The following is a 17,915-nucleotide window of genomic DNA, read 5'->3' on the forward strand; positions in this document are numbered from 1 at the left end:
GCCGCCGATCCGGATCAGAAGTTGACGGTCACGCCGCCGAACACCGAACGGCCGTCGCCCGGCCACAGGGTCGCGGTGGCGGCGGTCCAGGCCACGGCCGCCTGGGTGTTGGAGACGTAAGCCTTGTCCGTCAGGTTCCGCGCGTCGAGGAACAGCGACACGGCCGGCGTCACCTTCCAGCCCGCGTTCAGGTTCAGGATCGCGTAGCTCGGGGCCTTCTGGGTGTTCTTGTAGTCGATCCACTGGTCGGTGGCCGACCACTCGACCGATGGCGCCACGAACCAGCCGCGCGGATCGTCGTAGCGGACTTCCGAGCGGTAGAAGTTCTTGGGCACGATCGGCAGGCGGTTGTCGTGGTAGTCGACATCGTCCTTGAAGCGGAAGTCCGAATAGGTCCAGGTCTGACGGACGCGCCAGCGCGGCGCGACGGCCCAGTCCAGCGCCGCCTCGATCCCCTGGTGCATCGTCTTGTCGGCGTTGAAGGTCGCGGCCGGGATCGACGAGCTGACCGCGTATTGCAGCATCTCGTCCTTGAGCTCGGCGCGGTACAGCGTGACGTCGTAGGTGAAGGGCCCGCGATGGCCGCGCGTCCCGATTTCGCCGGTCCAGGCCTTCTGCGGTTTCACGGGGGTGAAGCCGACATTGGTCGGGGTCATCGAGCTGAAGTTCGGCGGCTCGACCGAGCGGGTGATATTGGCGAACACCTGATCGCCCGCCTCGTTCTGCCAGAGCAGGCCGACGCGCGGCGAGATCCAGTTGTAGGTCTTCGAGGCCTCCAGGTTGAAGGTGCTCTTCACGCCTGGAACCGCGACGCTGACATAGTCGCGCTCGGCCTGGCCCCAGGTCGCGCCGGCGACGACCGCGAGCTGGTCGGTGACGAACAGCCGGCCTTCGCCGAAGACGTCCATGGCCTTGGCGTTCTGGTACGAGATCGACTGCAGCGCGCCGCGGGCGCCGCGGTTGTTGATGTAGAAGTGCGAGTCCAGGTCGCCCTGGCGGTACCAGGCGCCGAAGAAGGCGTCGGCGCGCTTGCCGGCGATCTCGCCGTCCCAGTCAAACCGGCCGAAGGCGCCGTAGTTGCGGCTCTCCTGGTCGATGACCTGGAAGATCGGGTGGTCCAGCTCCTTCCAGACGCCGTACAGAGCGCCTTGGAAGACCAGCTGGTCGTTCAGCCGCCAGGTCGTCTGCAGCGACCCGCGCACGCCGCGCTGGTTGCGGCCCTGGTCGCCGTTGGCGTTGCCGACCGCCGTTTGGCGCGGATTGGCGTTGAACTGCGCCAGGGTTAGCGAGCCCGGGATCTCCTGATTGATGTTCGAGCCGTTGACGATGAACCGCACCTCGCGGTCCTGACCGAACGCGCGACCGACGTTCAGGCTGCCGAACTGGATGTTCTGCTGGCTCTGCGAGCGCCAGCCCTGGCCGGTCTGGTTCGTGCCGGCGACATAGACGTCCCAGTCGCCCGATTGACGCGCGAGAGCGACGTGCTCGCGCAGCAGGCCATACGAGCCGCCGTCGATGCGGACCTGGTTGTCGAAGCCGGCGTCCTTGCCCGTCGGCGTGACCATGTTGATCGCCCCGCCCAGCAGGGCGCCGCCGAAGCGTAGGGCGTTGCCGCCGCGATAGACCTCGGCGTAGCGGGTGTTCAGCGGATCGGCCACTTGGCTGTCGCCATAGCCGTCGGCCTCGTTCAGGGGCACGCCGTCCTGGGCGATCAGCAGGCCCCTGTTGTGGTTGGCGTTGCCGATGCCCGAACCGCGGATCGAGATGCGGATGTCGCCGCCCCACTTGCGCTGGGCGTAGACGCCGGGGGCGTCGCGCAGCATGTCGTCCAGGGCCAGAGTCTGGCGGTTGATATAGCTTTCCTGCGAGATCACCGACACCGCGCCGGGCGTCTCGGACAGGCGCTTGCGGGCGTCGGCGACGACGGGAGGGTCCTCGGGATTGCGGCGGGCGGTGACGATGACCGACGAGACTTCGGTGTCGGCCTTGTCGGCGGCATGGGCGGCGGGCGGAACGACGGCCGCGAGGGCCGTGGCGGCCAGGAGAAGAGACTTCATGACGTGGTCCTTGGGCGCGGCTTGGCGCGCCGTGTAAGCAAGACTGAAAAGGGAGACGCCGCGCGCGAGTGGACGCGGCCGATGAACGGCGCGTGCGCTCCAGCAGGCGGCCGGAGTCCTAGATCAGCTGGCTTGGGGGACCACGCGCCGGCAGGGGCGGGGCGGCGAGGCCTCGTCCCGGGGCGAGATGGACGACGCGGGTCGGCGCGACAGGCGCATAGGCGACGAACTCGACCTCCGTCGCCGTGAACGGGCTGGGCGGCGGGGCCGCCGCGCCGTGGCTGGCGAACGGGCAGGGGGTGTCGTGGCTGGCCTTGTCGTCCTTGTCGTGATGGCCCGAGAGCGCTTCGCCCGGCTGCACCATCTTGGCGCCGTCGCCGGTGCAGAGCACCAGGGCGAAGGGCAGGCCGTTGCGCGGGTCCGGCGCCGTCATGAACCCGGCGGGGATCATCACCTTCAGGGCGACCGCCAGCGCCGCGAGCGTCATGAAGACGGCGCGGGCCAACGGACGGCGATGAAGCGGCGGACGAGTCACGATGACCGCCCTTTAGTGGATGCTGTCGCGCTTGTCGCCTCCGTGTTTCTGCGGAGGCGACGCTAACGCAGTCAGGCGGCGGGCAGTTTGGCGATCATCGAGCCCACTTCCGAGCCGCGCAGCACACGGCCGTCGCGCTCGGCCAGGCGGCGGAAGGTGGCCAGCGCCTGACCCACCACCTGGTCCATGTTGTAGTATCGGTAGGAGGCCAGGCGACCGACGAAGGTCACCCCGTGCTCGGCGAGGGCCAACGCCTCGTAACGCTTGTAGAGCGCCTGGTTCTCGGGGCGGGGGATCGGATAGTACGGGTCGCCGACGGCGGATGGATATTCGTAGGTGATCGTCGTCTTGCGGTGGGTCTGCCCGGTCATGTGCTTGTATTCGCTGATCCGGGTGTAGGGGACGTCCTCCGCCGGATAGTTGACCGTGCCCACGGACTGGAACCACTCCTGGTCGTGGGTCTCGTGCCGGAACTTCAGGCTGCGATAGGGCAGGGGCCCGTAGCGGCCGTCGAAATAGTCGTCGATCGGGCCGGTGTAGACGACGTGGTCGAACACCGTCTCGGCGCGGATGTCGTCCCATTCGACGCCGGTCTCGACCGTGATGTTCGGATGATCGACCATCGCCTCGAACATCCGCGTGTAACCCGCCGCCGGCATGGCCTGGAATGTATCAGTGAAGTAGCGGTCGTCGGTGTTGGTCCGGGTCGGCACGCGGGCGGTGACGGACTTGTCCAGTTCCGACGGGTCCAGGCCCCACTGCTTGCGGGTGTAGCCCTGGAAGAACCGCTGATAGAGGTCGCGGCCGATGGCGGAGATCACCACGTCCTCGGACGTGCGGATATTGGCCACGGGCTCGGCGCGGCTGGCGAGATAGGCCGCCGCCTCGTCGTCCGACTTGAGGTCCAGGCCATAGAGGCCGTTCAGGGTCGTGCGGTTGATCGGCATGGGCAGCAGGCCGCGACCCGTTTCCGCCAGCACCCGGTGTTCATACGGCCGCCAGCGCGTGAAGCGCGACAGGTAGGCCGCCACGTCCTCGCTGTTGGTGTGGAAGATGTGCGGGCCGTAGCGGTGCATCAGCACGCCGTCGGCGTTGTGCTCGTCATAGGCGTTGCCGCCGATGTGCGGACGGCGGTCGACAAGCAGAACGCGCTTGTCGAGGCCCGCGGCGAGGCGTTCGGCCAGGACGCTGCCGGCGAAGCCCGCCCCGACCACGACATAGTCGAACGGCTTGTTCCGCGAAGCCGGGCGGATCGCTGGGGCGCGGGGCAGGGTGACGGTGATGTCGCTGGTCCGCAGCGCCTTGCGGTCGATCGCGGCCCCGATACGCTCGCCCATGGCCCGGAAGGTCTCGTCCCAGGAGAGCTTGGCCAGCGCCTCGTCCACCTGCGGCAGCCAGGTCTCGGGCGTGCGGGAGTCGGCGAGGGCCGCGTCGCAGGCGGCGATGAAGGTCTGGGCGTCGCTGGCGATCCGAACGCCCGACAGCGCGCCGTAGTGGCGGACCACGTCGACGATCGGAGTCGAGACGACCGGACGCCCGCCCGCCAGATATTCCGGCGTCTTGGTCGGGCTGATGAAGCGGGTGGACTCGTTGATCGCGAACGGCATCAGGGCCACGTCCCAGCCGGCCAGGTAGGCGGGCAGGTCGGCGTACGACTTCCCGCCCAGATAGACGATGTTGTCGCGACGGGGCAGCGAGGCCGGATCGATCTTCACCACCGGACCGACCAGCACCAGGGTCCAGTCGGGGCGGGCCTGCGCGATCGCCTCGATCAGCTCGAGGTCCATGCGCTCGTCGATCACGCCATAGAAGCCCAGGCGCGGCCCGGGCAGCGAGGCCTGATCCTCGGGCGTGTGTTGCAGCGTTCGCGCCTGGGCGAAGTGCTCGCGATCGACGCTGGACGGGAAGGGGTGGATGTCGGGGTGGGCGGCGCGCTTGGCCTCGTAAAGGCTGTAGCCGCCGGTGAAGACCACGTCGGCGGCTTCCAGCAGTTCACGCTCGAGGGCGCGCAGTTGCGGCGGGGCGAACTTGAAATTGGCTAGCTCGTCCATGCAGTCATAGACCACGCAGGCGGCGGGCAGCCGCCGCGAGAACGACAGCATCATCGGCGTATAGTACCAGCGGGCGCGCACCGGTCGTCCGGCCACCGTCTCGTCCAGCAGCCGCGCGAGCACCGCGTCGCGCTCATCCTCGGCGAGCTCCGCCGGCAGCACCGGGGTGGCGACCACGACGCCTGTCGCGGGACAGGTGCGTGTCTCGATCCGTGGCCCGCCCTCGCCCAGGAGCGGCTCTTCCCAGAAGATCACCGGGCGCGCCTTGGCGAAGCGGCTCATCAGGTGCTGCGGTCGCTGAAAGACGAAGTCCCAGCGCAGGTGCGAGAAGCAGACGATCAAGGCGTCGTCGGCCGACAATTTGGCGACAACAGTGCTGGGCGGCGCGTCGGACACGTAGGTCTCCCTCCAAGTTCGGACAGAGAAGGAGGCGGCCGCCGCTTAGGTTCCGCGACATACAATTTGATGGGGCAAAAGCCTCATTTGCACGCACCAACAAATGACATTGTGCGTTTCCGCTCAGCGGCTGGACGTTTTTAAGCCAGTCGAGCAGGAGGCGAGATGCTGGAGCTTTGGGGCGGGCACGAGTGCACCGTGAACCGCACGCGCGAGGGCTATCGCGATCAGACGGTGCTGAGCGGCCACGAGGACCGGATCGACGATCTGGACCTGTTCGCCGAGCTTGGCTGCCGGGCCTTGCGCTATCCCGTGCTGTGGGAGCGCGTGTCGCCGTATCCGGATCGCGCGCCTGACTGGCGCTGGAGCGACGCGCGGCTGGAGCGGATGCGCCAGCTAGCGATCCGCCCCATCGTCGGCCTGGTCCACCATGGCTCGGGGCCGGCCCATACCGATCTGGTGGACCCGCTGTTCGCCGAAGGTCTCGCCGCTCACGCCTCGGCCGTGGCGCGGCGATATCCGTGGATCGAGGACTGGACACCGGTCAATGAACCCCTGACCACGGCCCGGTTCAGCGCACTCTACGGCCATTGGCATCCGCACGTCAGCGATGAGCGTGCGTTCTGGACCGCGCTGTTGAACCAGATCGACGCGGTGCGCCTGTCGATGCAGGCGATCCGGCGGGTGCGGTCCGATGCGCGGCTGATCCAGACCGAGGATCTGGGCCGCACCTATGCGACCGAGCCGCTGCGCGAACAGGCCGCGTTCGAGAACTTGAGGCGCTGGCTGACCTGGGACCTGCTGACCGGCCGCGTCACGCGCGAGCACGGGATGTTCGAACGGATCGACCGCCATGGCCTGGGCGATCGGTTGCGGGCGATCGCCGATGCCCCGTGTCCGCCGGACGTGATCGGCGTCAACCACTACCTGACCAGCGAACGGTTCCTGGATCATCGCCTGGACCGCTATCCCCCGGAGCGGCATGGCGGCAACGACCGCATGGCCTATGCCGACGTGGAGGCGGTTCGGGTGCTCCTGCCCGGACCCGACGGCCTCGACGGCGTGTTGCGGGAGGCGCACGCGCGCTACGGCCTGCCGATGGTGGTGACCGAGGTCCACAACGGCTGCACGCGCGAGGAACAGATGCGCTGGCTGCTGGAAGCCTGGCGCACCGCCGAGCGCCTGCGGGAGGACGGCGTGCCGGTGCAGGCCGTGACGGCCTGGTCGCTGCTGGGGGCCTTCGACTGGAACAGCCTGCTGACGCGCGGCGCGGGACACTACGAAACCGGCGTCTTCGACGTCAGCGGTCCTGCGCCGAGGCCGACGGGCCTAGCCCTCCTGATGAAGGCGCTGTCGTCGGGGGACAAGCCGCCGCCCGCAGCGCTGGGCGCGGGGTGGTGGCGACGCGACATCCGGCTGACCTATGCGCCCGCGCCCCGGCTGGCCGACGATCCGCCGCCGCGCCGCGTCCAGGCGCCGGCGGCGGGGCCGTCGCTGCTCATCGTCGGCGATGGCGTGGCCGCCGAGGCGGTGGCCAGCGCCTGTCTGTGGCGCGGACTGGACTATCGCCGGATCGCGCCGGCCGATGCGGGCTTTGAACCGGACGAGGTGCTGGCCTTCACCCAGCCCTGGGCGGTGGTCGCGGCCCTTGCGACGCTCGACGACCCGGCGCTTGATCCCTGGAGCGAGGCTTGCGCGGGCAGGGGCCTGCCGTTCATGGACGTCTCGCTGCACCCGCAGCTGCACGAGGCGCTGGATTTCCTGATCGACGGCGCCAGCGACGTTCGCCCCGCCGCGCTCAGGCCGCTCGCGTCGGCAGCGGAATGAGGTCGCCCAGCACCAGGCCGGACTCGCGCGCCATGCGGGTGAAGCGCCCGTCCTGAGCGACGAGCGCCTCGAAGGTTCCGCGTTCGACGATCCTGCCCTTGTCGAGCACCAGGATCAGGTCCGCGTCGACGATCGTCGACAGCCGGTGGGCGATGATGAAGGTCGTGCGGCCGCGCGAGGCGGTGTCCAGCGCGCGTTTCACCTTGGCCTCGGTGACGGTGTCGAGGGCGCTGGTCGCCTCGTCCAGGATCAGGATCGGCGCGTCCTTCAGGATCGCCCGGGCGATGGCCAGGCGCTGGCGCTCGCCGCCCGACAGCAGCTGGCCGCGCTCGCCGATCACGAAGTCGAGGCGGCCGTCCTTCTTGTCGACGAACTCCCAGGCTTCGGCGGCGATCAGGGCGGCCTTCAGCTGCTCGTCGGTGGCGTCGGGGCGCGCCATCCGCAGGTTCTCGGCGATCGAGCGGTTGAAGAGGCCCGCTTCCTGGAACACCACCGCGATCGACTGGCGCAGCGAGGCCAGCGTGACGTCGCGGATGTCGCGGCCGTCGATGGTGACGCGGCCGAGGTCCGGCTCGCGCACGCGCTGCAGCAGCGACATCATCGTCGTCTTGCCGGCCCCGGACGAGCCGACCAGGGCGACGGTGGCGCCGGCCGGGACGTGGAAGTTCACGTCGAAGACGCCGAGATCGTTCTGGTCGCAGATCCAGTGGGTGACGTTCTCGAAGGCGATCTCGCCCTTGGCGTTCTGCAGCGGCGTCGCGCCCGGCGCGTCGCTGAAGCCGTGCCGCTCGTCGATCAGGCCGAAGAACGCCTTCAGCGTCGGCAGGCCGACGAACAGGCGCGACAGCGAGCTGGACAGCAGGTCCAGGCGGCTGATCAGCATGGTCGCAAAGCCGCCGAAGGCCACGATCTCGCCCAGGCTGGAGCGGCCGTGGGCGGCCAGGGCGGCGCCGACCGTGAAGATGGCGACCAGGGCGATGGTTGACGCGCTGCGGGTCAGGACGATCAGCAGGGCCCACCAGTTCAGCACCGGAAACTGGGCTTGCAGCAGCTGGCGGGTCAGCGACTCCAGCTTGGCGGTCTCGCTGCGCAGGCTGGCGTAGGCCTGGATCACCGAGACGTTGGCGACGACGTCGCCGATGCGGTTGGAGACCTCCTGGGCCTGGTCGTCGACGACCCGCTGGCCGCTCTCGGTGCGTCGGATCACATAGAGGTTGGCGGTGACATAGACGGCCGCCAGCCCGACCAGGACGCTGGCCAGCAGCGGGTTCATCCAGAAGGCCACCGGAACCAGCAGCGCCAGGGCGAAGAGCGCCGGCATCTGCTCGCGCAGGAAGCTCAGCAGCACCCAGAACAGGCTGTCGCCGCCGGCGGAGATGATCCGGACGACCCGGCCCGTGCCGCGCTCGGCGATGCGGGCGCCGGGCAGGGTGACGGCGTTGTCGAACGCCTCGGTCATCGCCTGCAGGCGTCGGCGGTGGGACAGGCGGTCGGCGACGATCGAGGCGGTGACGCCCGCCACCACGCCCAGGGCCGAGACGGCCGCCCACGCCAGGATGTAGCGCCAGGTCGCCGCGCCGGTCCCCAGCGATCCCACGACCTTGCCAAAAACGATCGGGTCCAGCAGCGCCAAGGCGCCCAGCAGCACGTTCGCGGCCACGATGACGGCGGCCCGGCGGCGTTCCTGGCTGAGGCACGAGAGCGCGCGGCGGTAGATGGAGACCATGGCTGTGCTCGCGGAGAAGTAGCGCCCCATCCTTATGGCGCCAACGCTCACGACATGGCGCCCGGAGATGTCATTCCCAAGGCGTGGCGAATGGAAGCACCATCAACCCGCACCGCGCTCGCGGGCTAGAGGGCGTAGTCCCGGCCCTGCTCCAGCAGGATGTAGTGAAAAAAGCCGAGGTCCTTCAGCTGGCGGCCTATGGCCTCGCGGCTCGATGGCGATCCCTGGCTTGGCTTGATGTGGGTGACGAGGATCGGCAGGGCTTTCATGCGTGCGTCGTCGCCGACCAGGCGGCGCAAGACCTGGAGCTCCTTGTCGAGCCACGACGGGGTCAAATGCCCGTAGAGCCGCGCGTCCGGGACGGGGTCGGGATAGGACGCCTCGATCAGGATTCCGCGCAGCCGGCCCTGCCGCACAAGCGGCGCCACGGCGCGCCAGAGTTCATTGAGGTTTTTCGAGCCCTCGACGGCGTCGGGGCCCGTGTCGCCCAGGCACAGCAAGGCGCCGGACGGGCTTTCGAGCAGAAACGCCGTCGAGGTCGCGCCGCCGTGGGAGAGCCGGTAGGCGGTGACGCTCATGCCCGTCCCCGCCATCGGCGTCGGCGGTCCGCCGGGCTCGAGATCGCGGTAGTGGTATTGGCCCAGCCGAGGCGAAGCGCCGCGATCACCCATGTTCGGCCAGGTCGTCCAGTTGAAATAGTGATCCGCGAGCGCCTGGTTCACCGCGGGCAGCGCCAGGATGTCCTTCTTCGTGTCGTTGGGCGAGGCCAGGACGAGGCCGGCGACATGGTCGAGGTGGGCATGGGTGACCAGGTAGGCGCTGATCGAGGCCATGACCGCTTCGCGGGACGCAGCGCGAGGATAGCGGCCGCGCCGCCGCGCTTGGTCCATGCCGCCGGCGAGCGTTCCGACGTCGCACATGACGCCCGAAGACGCCCCGCGAGCCGTGATGTGATAGGCGCTTGTCGGCTCCTCCACCCCGCCGTTGACGCCCAGCGCCACCAGATCGAAGGCGGCCGGCGGCGGCGCAGCACCGGTGAGCAGCAGGAGCGCCGGTAGCCAGGCGAGACGATGGGCCCAATGTCTTCTCATGCCAGCTATGCTCGACTCGTCCGCCACCAAACCCCAAGTCCTTCGCCCCGAAGGCCGTGCGCTTCAAGCCGTGGCGCGCGCCGTCACAGGATCGCGCGCGGGCGGCGGAAGCGCTGTCGCCCAAAGCGGCACGCGGCCCCAAAGATGCCTAGAGCGCCGTCAGACTGAAGTAAGATCTTCATTTCATTTCCCGGCTTTCTTGACCCCGGCGGGCGCAGCGTCATTGCATCGCCTGCGCACACACCCTGCATCGACTTCGCCCCCGGATTCGCCGTGGCTGCGAGGCGGCCAGGGTGTTTTCGTCAGTGGTCGAATGGTTGAGTTTGGGGGGAATATGTCGAGCCTAGTCGTACGGTCGCGCAGGATGCTGCTGGCGACCGTATTCGCGGCAGTTGCGGCGACGTCGGCCCTCGCTCAGGCGCCGGCCTCGCCGCCCGCGACGGCCAGCGCGGTCGCGCCCATCCCGATCCGTGTCGTCGTCGTCACCGCCTATGCGCTGGAAGACAAGGCGTGGATGGCGCAGGCGCCGAAAACGCTCGAGTTTCCCAACGGCGTGGCGCCCCTGGGCTACGACCCCGACAAGGGGGTTCTGATCGTCCGCACCGGCGTGGGCACAAACCACGCGGCCATCACCACGTTCGCGCTGGCGACCGATCCGCGCTTCGACCTCTCCAAGGCCTACTGGGTGATCGCCGCGATCGCGGGCGTCAATCCGGACCAGGCCTCGCCAGGCTCCGCCGCCTGGATCGGCAATGTCATCGACGTCGACTTCGGCAAGTGGGTGGATCCGCGGGAGGCGCCGCCCGAATGGACCGGTGGCTATCCGCCGTTCCAGCCGCCGCGTCCTGGTCGGCCCGACAGCGTCTACTACCCGCTGAATATCGGCCTGCGCGACTGGGCGTATGAGCTGACCAAGGCGACGCCTCTGCCCGACACCGAGGCGCTGCGCAAGGCCCGCGCGCCGTTCTCGAGCTATCCAAATGGCTACAAGCCGCCGTTCGTGCTGACCGGCGATGAGATCTCCGGGCAGTCCTATTGGCACGGCGCCATGCTGACCAAGCGCTACGCCAAGCTGGCCAGCGACTACAGCGGCGGCAAGAGCCAGTTCGTGATGACGGCCATGGAAGACACCGGCGTCGCCAATGCGCTCCGGCGTCTGACGGCGGTCGGCAAGGCCGACTACAGCCGCCTGCTCGTGCTCCGCACCGCCAGCAACTATTCGCAGCAGGCGCCCGGCGAGAACGCGGTCGACAGCATGAACCGCCCCTACGCCGGTGTCGGCGATGCGGCCGCCTACGCCGCCCACGTGGTGGCCGGGAAGGTCGTCGACACGCTCTCGGCCAATTGGAACACCTATCGCGACGCCGTACCGGGCGCCGCGCGCTGAGCTTCGAAACGGCGGGCCGGCGGGACGGTCCAGCCGCGAGGACGCGACAAGCGTCCCGACCATGGGGGAAGCGACCGGAGACCCTGGCCTCGCGCCGCGCGCCTCGCCGCGCGGGCGAGGGCTGGCGGCGAGGCGGCTTTGTTTCTGTGCGGCTCGGGGGACCGCGGCGCACCACAATTGAGGGGACCCAGATGCGACATCTCTATGCCGCGAGCGCCATCGCGCTCGCCCTTTCGGCCACCGCCACGGCGGTCGTCGCCCAGGAAACGACTTCCTCGATCCGCGGTTCGGTGACGGCCGGAAACTCGGCTGCGGTCGGCGCGCTCGTCAGCGCCGTGCACGAGCCCTCGGGCACGACGGCCACGGCCACGACCAACAGCGCCGGCGCCTTCAACCTGACGGGCCTGCGCCCGGGTGGTCCGTACACGGTCACCGTCACGGCCCCGGGCTTTGCGCCGGTGACCTCGCAGAACATCTTCCTGAGCGTTGGCCAGCCCTACAACCTGCCGATCCTGGTCGGCGACAGCCAGGTCGAGGCCCTGGTGGTCACGGCTTCTCGCGCCGAGCGCTCGGGTCCGCTGGTCTCGGTCTTCGACCGCGACCGGATCGCCAGCGTCGCCTCGGTGTCGCGCGACATCCGCGACATCGCCCGCCGCGACCCGTTCGCCTCGTTCAATCCCAGCACCCGGGGCGTGTCGATCGCCGGCCAGAACGGCCGCACCAACCGGTTCTCGGTCGATGGCGTTCGCTTCTCGGACAATTTCGGCCTCAACCAGGGCGGCCTGCCCAGCGCGCGCGGTCCGATCCCGCTGGACGCCATCGAGCAGCTCTCGGTCAAGATCGCGCCCTATGACGTCTCCGAAGGCGACTTCCAGGGCGGCTCGATCAACGTCGTGCTGCGCTCGGGCGGCAACCAGTTCAAGGGCGCGGCGGGCTACACCTACTCCAACGACAGCCTGATGGGCACGAAGTCCAAGGGCAGCGCCTTCTCGCAGGACATGACCTCGAAGACGCGCAACGCGTTCCTGTCGGGCCCGATCATCAAGGACAAGCTGTTCTTCGCCTTCGCCTACGAGAAGCTGAACGAGACCGTCCCGTCGACCTTCGGTCCGCCCGGCTCGGGCAATGCGGTCCCCAACCTGACCCAGAGCCAGATCGACCAGGTCAGCAGCATCGCCAAGACCGTCTACGGCTACGACACGCTGGGCGTGCTCACCAGCCGTCCGGAGATGGACCGCAAGTGGACGCTGAAGCTCGACTGGAACATCAACGACAACCAGCGCCTGTCGTACTCGACCATCCAGAACAAGGGCGAGACCGTGGCGCTGGCCGGCGGCAGCTCGTCGAACACCTCGCCCAGCCTGGGCCTGGGCTCCTACGCCACGCACGAACCTGAACGGGTCAAGACTCACGTCCTGCAGCTGAATTCGAAGTGGACCAACGCGTTCAGCACCGAGCTTCGCGCCAACTACCGGGAGTCGATGAAGATCCCGGTCTCGTTCGGCTCGCCCGGCTACAGCGACCTGACCGTCTGCCTCGACCCGGTCGCGGTGGGCTCGCTGAACCAGTGCACCCAGACCGGGACGCCGCGCCTGATCTTCGGCACCGAGGCGTTCAGCCAGGCCGACGTCGTCGGCCAGAAGCAGTACGGCGCGGAGTTCATCGCCCGCTACAACTTCGGCGACCACGCCTTCAAGCTTCACGCCGCCTACAGCCGACTGAAGATCAGCAACGTCTTCGTCGCCAACTCGCTGGGCACCTACTATTTCGACTCCCTGGCCGACTTCCAGGCGCGCCAGGCCGGCCAGCTGCTCTATCAGTACTCGATCACCGGCTCGCTGTCGGACGCCAGCGCCAGCTTCGACTATGATCAGCTGACCTTCGGCGCCCAGGACAGCTGGGACGTCACGCCCGACGTGAACGTTACCGTCGGCCTGCGGGCGGACGGATACAAGATGAAGGACCAGGCTCCGCTCAAGCAGTCGTTCCTCAACCGCTACGGCTTCGCCAACAACGCCAATATCGACGGCGACCTCGTGGTCCAGCCGCGGGTCGGCGTGACCTGGCGTCCGTCCGACCGTCTGACGGTGCGCGGCGGCTTTGGCCTGTTCAACGGCGGTTCGCCCGACGTCTTCGTCGGCAACAGCTTCTCGGCGGCCGGCGTCTTCACCAACACCATCACGGTCGGACGCGCCGTGGGCGGCACGGGCTGCACCATCCCGGCGAGCGTGGCCAACGCCGCGGCCATCTGCGCGGCGGCGCTGAACAACGTGCAGGGCAACAAGATCGACCCTCTTGTCCTGAGCTATCTCCAGACCAACACCGCCGCCCTCGGAGCCTCGCCGACCTCGTTCATGCTGCCCAGCTTCAAGCTGCCCGCCCAGTGGAAGACCAACCTTTCGGTCGACTACGTGGCTGACCTGGGCTCCATGCTTGGCGACGGCTGGCGCTTCGGCGGCGACCTGTTCTACGGCCACAGCGACAGCGCCGCCTACTACACCGACTTCCGCCTGACCCAGGTGGGCACGGCGCCGGACGGCCGTCCGATCTACGCCGACACCTACACCAACACCGCCAACAGCGATCTGGCCATGAAGCACACCGACCGCGGCCGGTCGCTGATCGCCGTGGCGCGGGCCAGCAAGTCCTTCGACTTCGGTCTCGACGCCGGGGTCAGCTACACCTACTCGGACATCAAGTCGCTGTCCGACATGGGCACCTACGCCTCGGGCGGCTCGACCGCCAGCGGCACCTACGGCGCCCAGCCGATGGTCGATCCGAACCAGCCGGCCTACGGCACCTCGAGCTACGAGGTGCGGGACAACTGGAAGTTCAACATCGACTACAGCCACGCCTTCTTCGGCGACTACAAGACCAGCTTCAACCTGTTCGGCGAGCTTCGCTCGGGGTCGCCCTACAGCCTGACGATGAACACGACAACGTCCAACAGCCGCTCGACGCTGTTCGGCACCACCGGCGCCTCGAACCGCTACCTGCTGTACGTGCCGGACGTCTCCAGCGCCACGGCCGATTCCAAGGTCACCTACGCGTCCACGGCCGTCTACCAAGCCTTCCGCGACTTCGTGCAGGCCAATGGCCTGAAGCAGGGCGTGATCGAGAAGAACAGCGAGAAGTCGCCCGACTACTTCAAGGTCGACCTGCACGTGGAACAGGAACTGCCGGTGCCGTTCATGGCCGCCGCGCGCTTCAAGGTGTTCGGCGACGTCGAGAACCTGCTGAACCTGATCAACAGCGATTGGGGGTCCTACCGGACCTATGCGCCGCTGACCTCGGTCGTGAACGTCGCCTGCGCCCAGCAGGTCGGCGCCAGCTGCGCGCAGTACAACTACACCGCCTTCACCAAGCCGACCCTGCAGCCCAACGCCCAGCTGGGCGTGTGGCGCGCCCGACTTGGCGTTCGCTTCGAGTTCTGATCTGCTGGACCTGAAGGCACGGCCTCGGCGCATGCGCCGAGGCCGTTTGCACGTCGAGGGGGGATCCATGACGTCCGTGCTTAAGATGAGCTTGGCGGCCTTGATGGTCGCGGCGTCCCTGGCCTCCGGCGCGCCGGCCAGCGCCCAGACGTCGCCCAACGAGCTGGACGCTCTGTTCGCGCGCGCGGCGACGTCGCGCCCGCTGCTGCGCATCCTGCTGACCAAGTTGCCCAAGGGCGCGGACCTGCATAACCACGCCGGCGGCGGCACCTACGCCGAGGACTTCGTCGCCTGGGCGGCCGAAGCCGATGGCTGTTTCTCCAAATCGACCCAGTCCCTGGAGCCGGGGCCCTGCGCCGGCAATACGGATCTCACGCCGCTGCGGGGACTGCCCGAGCGCGATCCCGACCTCTACAGCGACATTCTCGACGCGCTGTCCACGCGCCGCTTCGAGCAGGGCGTGGGCGATCCGGAGATTTCCGGCCATCGCCGTTTCTTCCGCACCTTCGGGCGTTCGGGCCGGGTGGGGGGCGCCGACCGTGGCGTGCGCATCCAGGCCGAGGCGCTGCGGCAGGCCGCGCTCGACAACACCCTGTATCTGGAGCTGATGGCCGGCTCGAACGCCTCGCGCCCGGTGATCGAGGCGTCGGCGGCCATGCCCTGGGTCGATCCGTGGATCAAGACCGCCGACGGCTCGCCCCCCGATCGCCTGGACGCCAAGATCCTCCGTGAACGGCTGGATCGGCTGGCGCCGGTGATCGCCAAGGCCACGGCGGCCTCCACGGTCCTCGCCGACGCCAACGACAAGGCCATCGCCGCGCTCAATCGCTGCGGGACGGCCAAGCCCGAACCGGCTTGCGCGGTGACCTTGCGATACCTGCTGTCGATCTCCCGTCAGCGGCCTCCCGAGGTGGTGTTCGGCCAGATGGCGGCCGCCTTCGCCCTCGTGAAGGCCGACCCGCGCTACGTGGGGATCAACATCCTGGAGCCCGAGGACGGGCCGGTGTCGCTGCGGGACTACCGGCTGCACATGCGCCTGTTCGCCTTCTTCAAGACGCTCTATCCGGACGTGCCGCTGACCTTGCACGCCGGCGAGCTGGCCATGGGCCTGACCCCGCCGCGCGACATGCGCTTCCACATGACCGAGGCCGTCGAGGTCGCCGGCGCGCGCCGCATCGGCCATGGGGTCTCGATCGCCTATGAGGACGACGCCGACAAGCTGCTGGCGCGCATGGCGCGCGACAAGATCGCCGTCGAGATCAACCTGACCAGCAACGACGTGATCCTGGGCGTGAAGGGCAAGGATCATCCGTTGCCGCTCTACCTGGCGGCCGGCGTGCCGGTGACGCTCTCGACCGACGACCTGGGGGTCTCGCGCAGCGACCTGACCAACGAGTACATGCGGGCCGTGGTCGAGCAGGGCGTTCGCTATGGCCAGCTCAAGCAGATGTCGCGCGACAGCCTGACCTATTCGTTCCTGCAAGGCGCCAGTCTCTGGGACGGCGCCTGCGCCGCGGTGAAGGGCCCGACGCCCTCGACGCCCTGCGCGGCCGTCTTGAAGGCCAGCCCCAAGGCGCGCGACCAGTGGCGGCTGGAGCGCGCCTTCGACGCCTACGAAATCGAGATGAAGGCGATCGTCGGCAAGCTGGCGCCATAGGCGCTTCCGACCGATCTCGCGCCGACGCGCTGGACCGACTGTCACAATTGCCCGCTAGGCACGGGTTGGACTCAAGGTGGCGCGTGCGCCGGCTGAGGGGAAGATCCAGCCAGCGGACGAGGGATGAGCGGCGCCGACCGGGATAGGACACTGTGGTTCCTGCGGAACATCCTGCCGCATGAGCCGGCTCTGCGGGGGTGGCTGTCGCGGGGCGCCCTGCCGGGCGTCGACGCCGACGACATCATCCAGGAAGCCTATTCGATCCTGGCCGAACTGGAGTCGGTCGAGGGCATCCGCCATCCGCGCGCCTATCTGTTCCAGGTCGCGCGGTCGATCATCACGCGTCACGTCCGCCGCGCTCGGATCGTGCCGATCCACGCGGTCGAGGACCTGGAGCGCCTGGACCCGCTCGACGACGACGCGTCGCCCGAACAGCGAACCATCGACCGCGACGAGCTGCGTCATCTGGCCCGGGCGATCGCGGCCATGCCGCCCAAGACCCAGCAGGCGTTCGTCCTGCGTCGCGTCCGGGGATTGTCGCAGCGCGAGGTCGCCGCGCGGATGCGGATCACGGAGAACACGGTCGAGACGCACATCGCCCGAGGCGTGCATTTCCTGATTGATTGGTTTGGCCGTGGCGGAAACAAGCGGTCCCAAACCTCTAAGACGAAGACCCCGGAGAACGCCTCGAGACATGGCCGTGCGAGAAACCCATCGCGACATTGACCGCGCGGCGTCCGCCTGGGCGGCGCGGCAGGATCGCGGACCGCTCTCGCCGGACGACGCCGCGGCGCTGGAGGCCTGGCTGCGGGGCGATCCCCGTCGCCGGGGCGCGCTGCTGCGCGCGCGGGCGGTGTCGCTGATCAGCGAGTCGGCCCAGGCCCTGGGCCCCGATTTCGATCCCGAGACCTTCGCCGAGCCGCGGCGCGCGCGCCTGTCACGCCGGAGCGTCCTGACCTGGTCGGGCGCGGCGGTGGCGGCCGGCTCGCTCGGCGCCCTGACCTGGGCGACCTCAGCCGCCGGCGCGGTGATCAGCACGGAGCGGGGCGAGATCCGCCTCGTGCCGCTGAAGGACGGCTCGACCGTCCTGCTGAACACCGAAAGCCGCATCCGCGTCCGCTATGACGACGGCCAGCGTCACGTCACCCTGGTGAAGGGCGAGGCCTATTTCTCCGTGGCTCGCGACGAGCGGCGGCCGTTCGTCGTCGAGGTCGGCGGGCGCCGACTGCGCACGGCCCAGGCGGGTTTCCGCGTCCGTAAGCTCGATGACGATCCGGTCGACCTGCTGGTCAGCCAGGGCCTGGTCGATGTCTCGGCCGCGCCGTTGTTCGGGGCTGGCAAGGCGCTGGCGGTCAGCGCCAATACGCGGCTGGCCCTGGCCGATCCCGGGCATCGCTCCGCCGAGCAGCCTCGCCCGATGGCGCCCGAGGCGGTCACGCGCGAGTTGGCCTGGCGCGACGGCAAGTTGGCCTTCGAGGGCGAGACCTTGGCGCAGGCCGCCTCGACCTTCGCGCGCTACAGCGACACCCGGATCGAGATCCGTGATCCCTTGCTGGCGCGCGAGCCGGTCACCGGCCTATTCGCCGCCAGCGACCCGGTGGGCTTCAGCCGCGCCGTGGCCCAGGTGTTCGACGCGCGCCTCCAGCGAGAGGGCGAAACGGTTGTGCTGAGCCGCGGCGCGCAACCTCCTGCTGCAGCGCAATAAGAAGTTTTTGCAACAGATTAGCGGAAGGCTGGGGCCGACGGCTCTCAAC

General features: G+C 68.8%; 11 protein-coding genes. 6 read left to right on the forward strand and 5 right to left on the reverse strand.

Annotated features, from left to right (window positions below):
• Positions 1-14: 14 nt before the first annotated feature.
• From DI526_RS10310 to glf, 3 genes are all read right to left on the reverse strand, one after another.
• Complete coding sequence (locus DI526_RS10310; RefSeq protein WP_304277282.1) at positions 15-2,057, reverse strand: TonB-dependent receptor domain-containing protein; 2,043 nt, start codon at positions 2,055-2,057, stop codon at positions 15-17.
• A 118-nt stretch (positions 2,058-2,175) separates the two neighbouring features.
• The gene (locus DI526_RS10315; protein ID WP_304277284.1) at positions 2,176-2,592 is read right to left on the reverse strand and encodes a DUF2946 family protein; all 417 of its coding nucleotides are present in this window, start codon (positions 2,590-2,592) and stop codon (positions 2,176-2,178) included.
• 71 nt (positions 2,593-2,663) lie between these two features.
• Entirely contained in the window at positions 2,664-5,039 is a 2,376-nt protein-coding gene (gene glf, locus DI526_RS10320; RefSeq protein ID WP_304277286.1) for a UDP-galactopyranose mutase, read from the reverse strand.
• Positions 5,040-5,204: 165 nt separating this feature from the next.
• Between glf and DI526_RS10325 the strand changes: the two genes are divergently transcribed.
• Positions 5,205-6,866 (forward strand): family 1 glycosylhydrolase, encoded by a 1,662-nt coding sequence (locus DI526_RS10325; protein WP_304277288.1) that lies wholly within the window; start codon positions 5,205-5,207, stop codon positions 6,864-6,866.
• On the opposite strand, the gene DI526_RS10330 is transcribed toward DI526_RS10325, so the two are convergent.
• Together DI526_RS10330 and DI526_RS10335 are read right to left on the reverse strand one after the other, a co-directional pair.
• A complete protein-coding gene (locus tag DI526_RS10330) occupies positions 6,838-8,592 on the reverse strand; it encodes an ATP-binding cassette domain-containing protein (protein WP_304277289.1) in 1,755 nt (584 codons plus the stop codon). The genes DI526_RS10325 and DI526_RS10330 overlap by 29 nt on opposite strands.
• Positions 8,593-8,717: 125 nt before the next feature.
• Positions 8,718-9,683 carry an MBL fold metallo-hydrolase gene (locus tag DI526_RS10335; RefSeq protein WP_304277291.1) on the reverse strand — a complete coding sequence of 322 codons (966 nt, stop codon included), beginning with the start codon at positions 9,681-9,683 and terminating at the stop codon, positions 8,718-8,720.
• A gap of 334 nt (positions 9,684-10,017) precedes the next feature.
• Between DI526_RS10335 and DI526_RS10340 the strand changes: the two genes are divergently transcribed.
• The 5 genes from DI526_RS10340 to DI526_RS10360 all read left to right on the forward strand — a co-directional run bounded on the left by DI526_RS10340 (position 10,018) and on the right by DI526_RS10360 (position 17,866).
• On the forward strand, positions 10,018-11,070 hold the full coding sequence (locus DI526_RS10340; RefSeq protein WP_304277293.1) for a purine nucleoside permease: 1,053 nt from the start codon (positions 10,018-10,020) through the stop codon (positions 11,068-11,070).
• 191 nt (positions 11,071-11,261) lie between these two features.
• Positions 11,262-14,504 (forward strand): TonB-dependent receptor domain-containing protein, encoded by a 3,243-nt coding sequence (locus DI526_RS10345; RefSeq protein ID WP_304277295.1) that lies wholly within the window; start codon positions 11,262-11,264, stop codon positions 14,502-14,504.
• Positions 14,505-14,571: 67 nt separating this feature from the next.
• Complete coding sequence (locus tag DI526_RS10350; protein ID WP_304277297.1) at positions 14,572-16,161, forward strand: adenosine deaminase; 1,590 nt, start codon at positions 14,572-14,574, stop codon at positions 16,159-16,161.
• A gap of 123 nt (positions 16,162-16,284) precedes the next feature.
• Complete coding sequence (locus tag DI526_RS10355; RefSeq protein WP_304277300.1) at positions 16,285-16,887, forward strand: RNA polymerase sigma factor; 603 nt, start codon at positions 16,285-16,287, stop codon at positions 16,885-16,887.
• Positions 16,856-17,866, forward strand: a complete 1,011-nt coding sequence (locus DI526_RS10360) for a FecR family protein (RefSeq protein WP_304277302.1) — start codon at positions 16,856-16,858, stop codon at positions 17,864-17,866. The genes DI526_RS10355 and DI526_RS10360 overlap by 32 nt, the downstream gene beginning before the upstream one ends.
• The last annotated feature ends 49 nt before the right edge of the window (positions 17,867-17,915 follow it).

Source organism: Caulobacter segnis (genome assembly GCF_003243465.1).
Taxonomy (GTDB): domain Bacteria; phylum Pseudomonadota; class Alphaproteobacteria; order Caulobacterales; family Caulobacteraceae; genus Caulobacter; species Caulobacter segnis_A.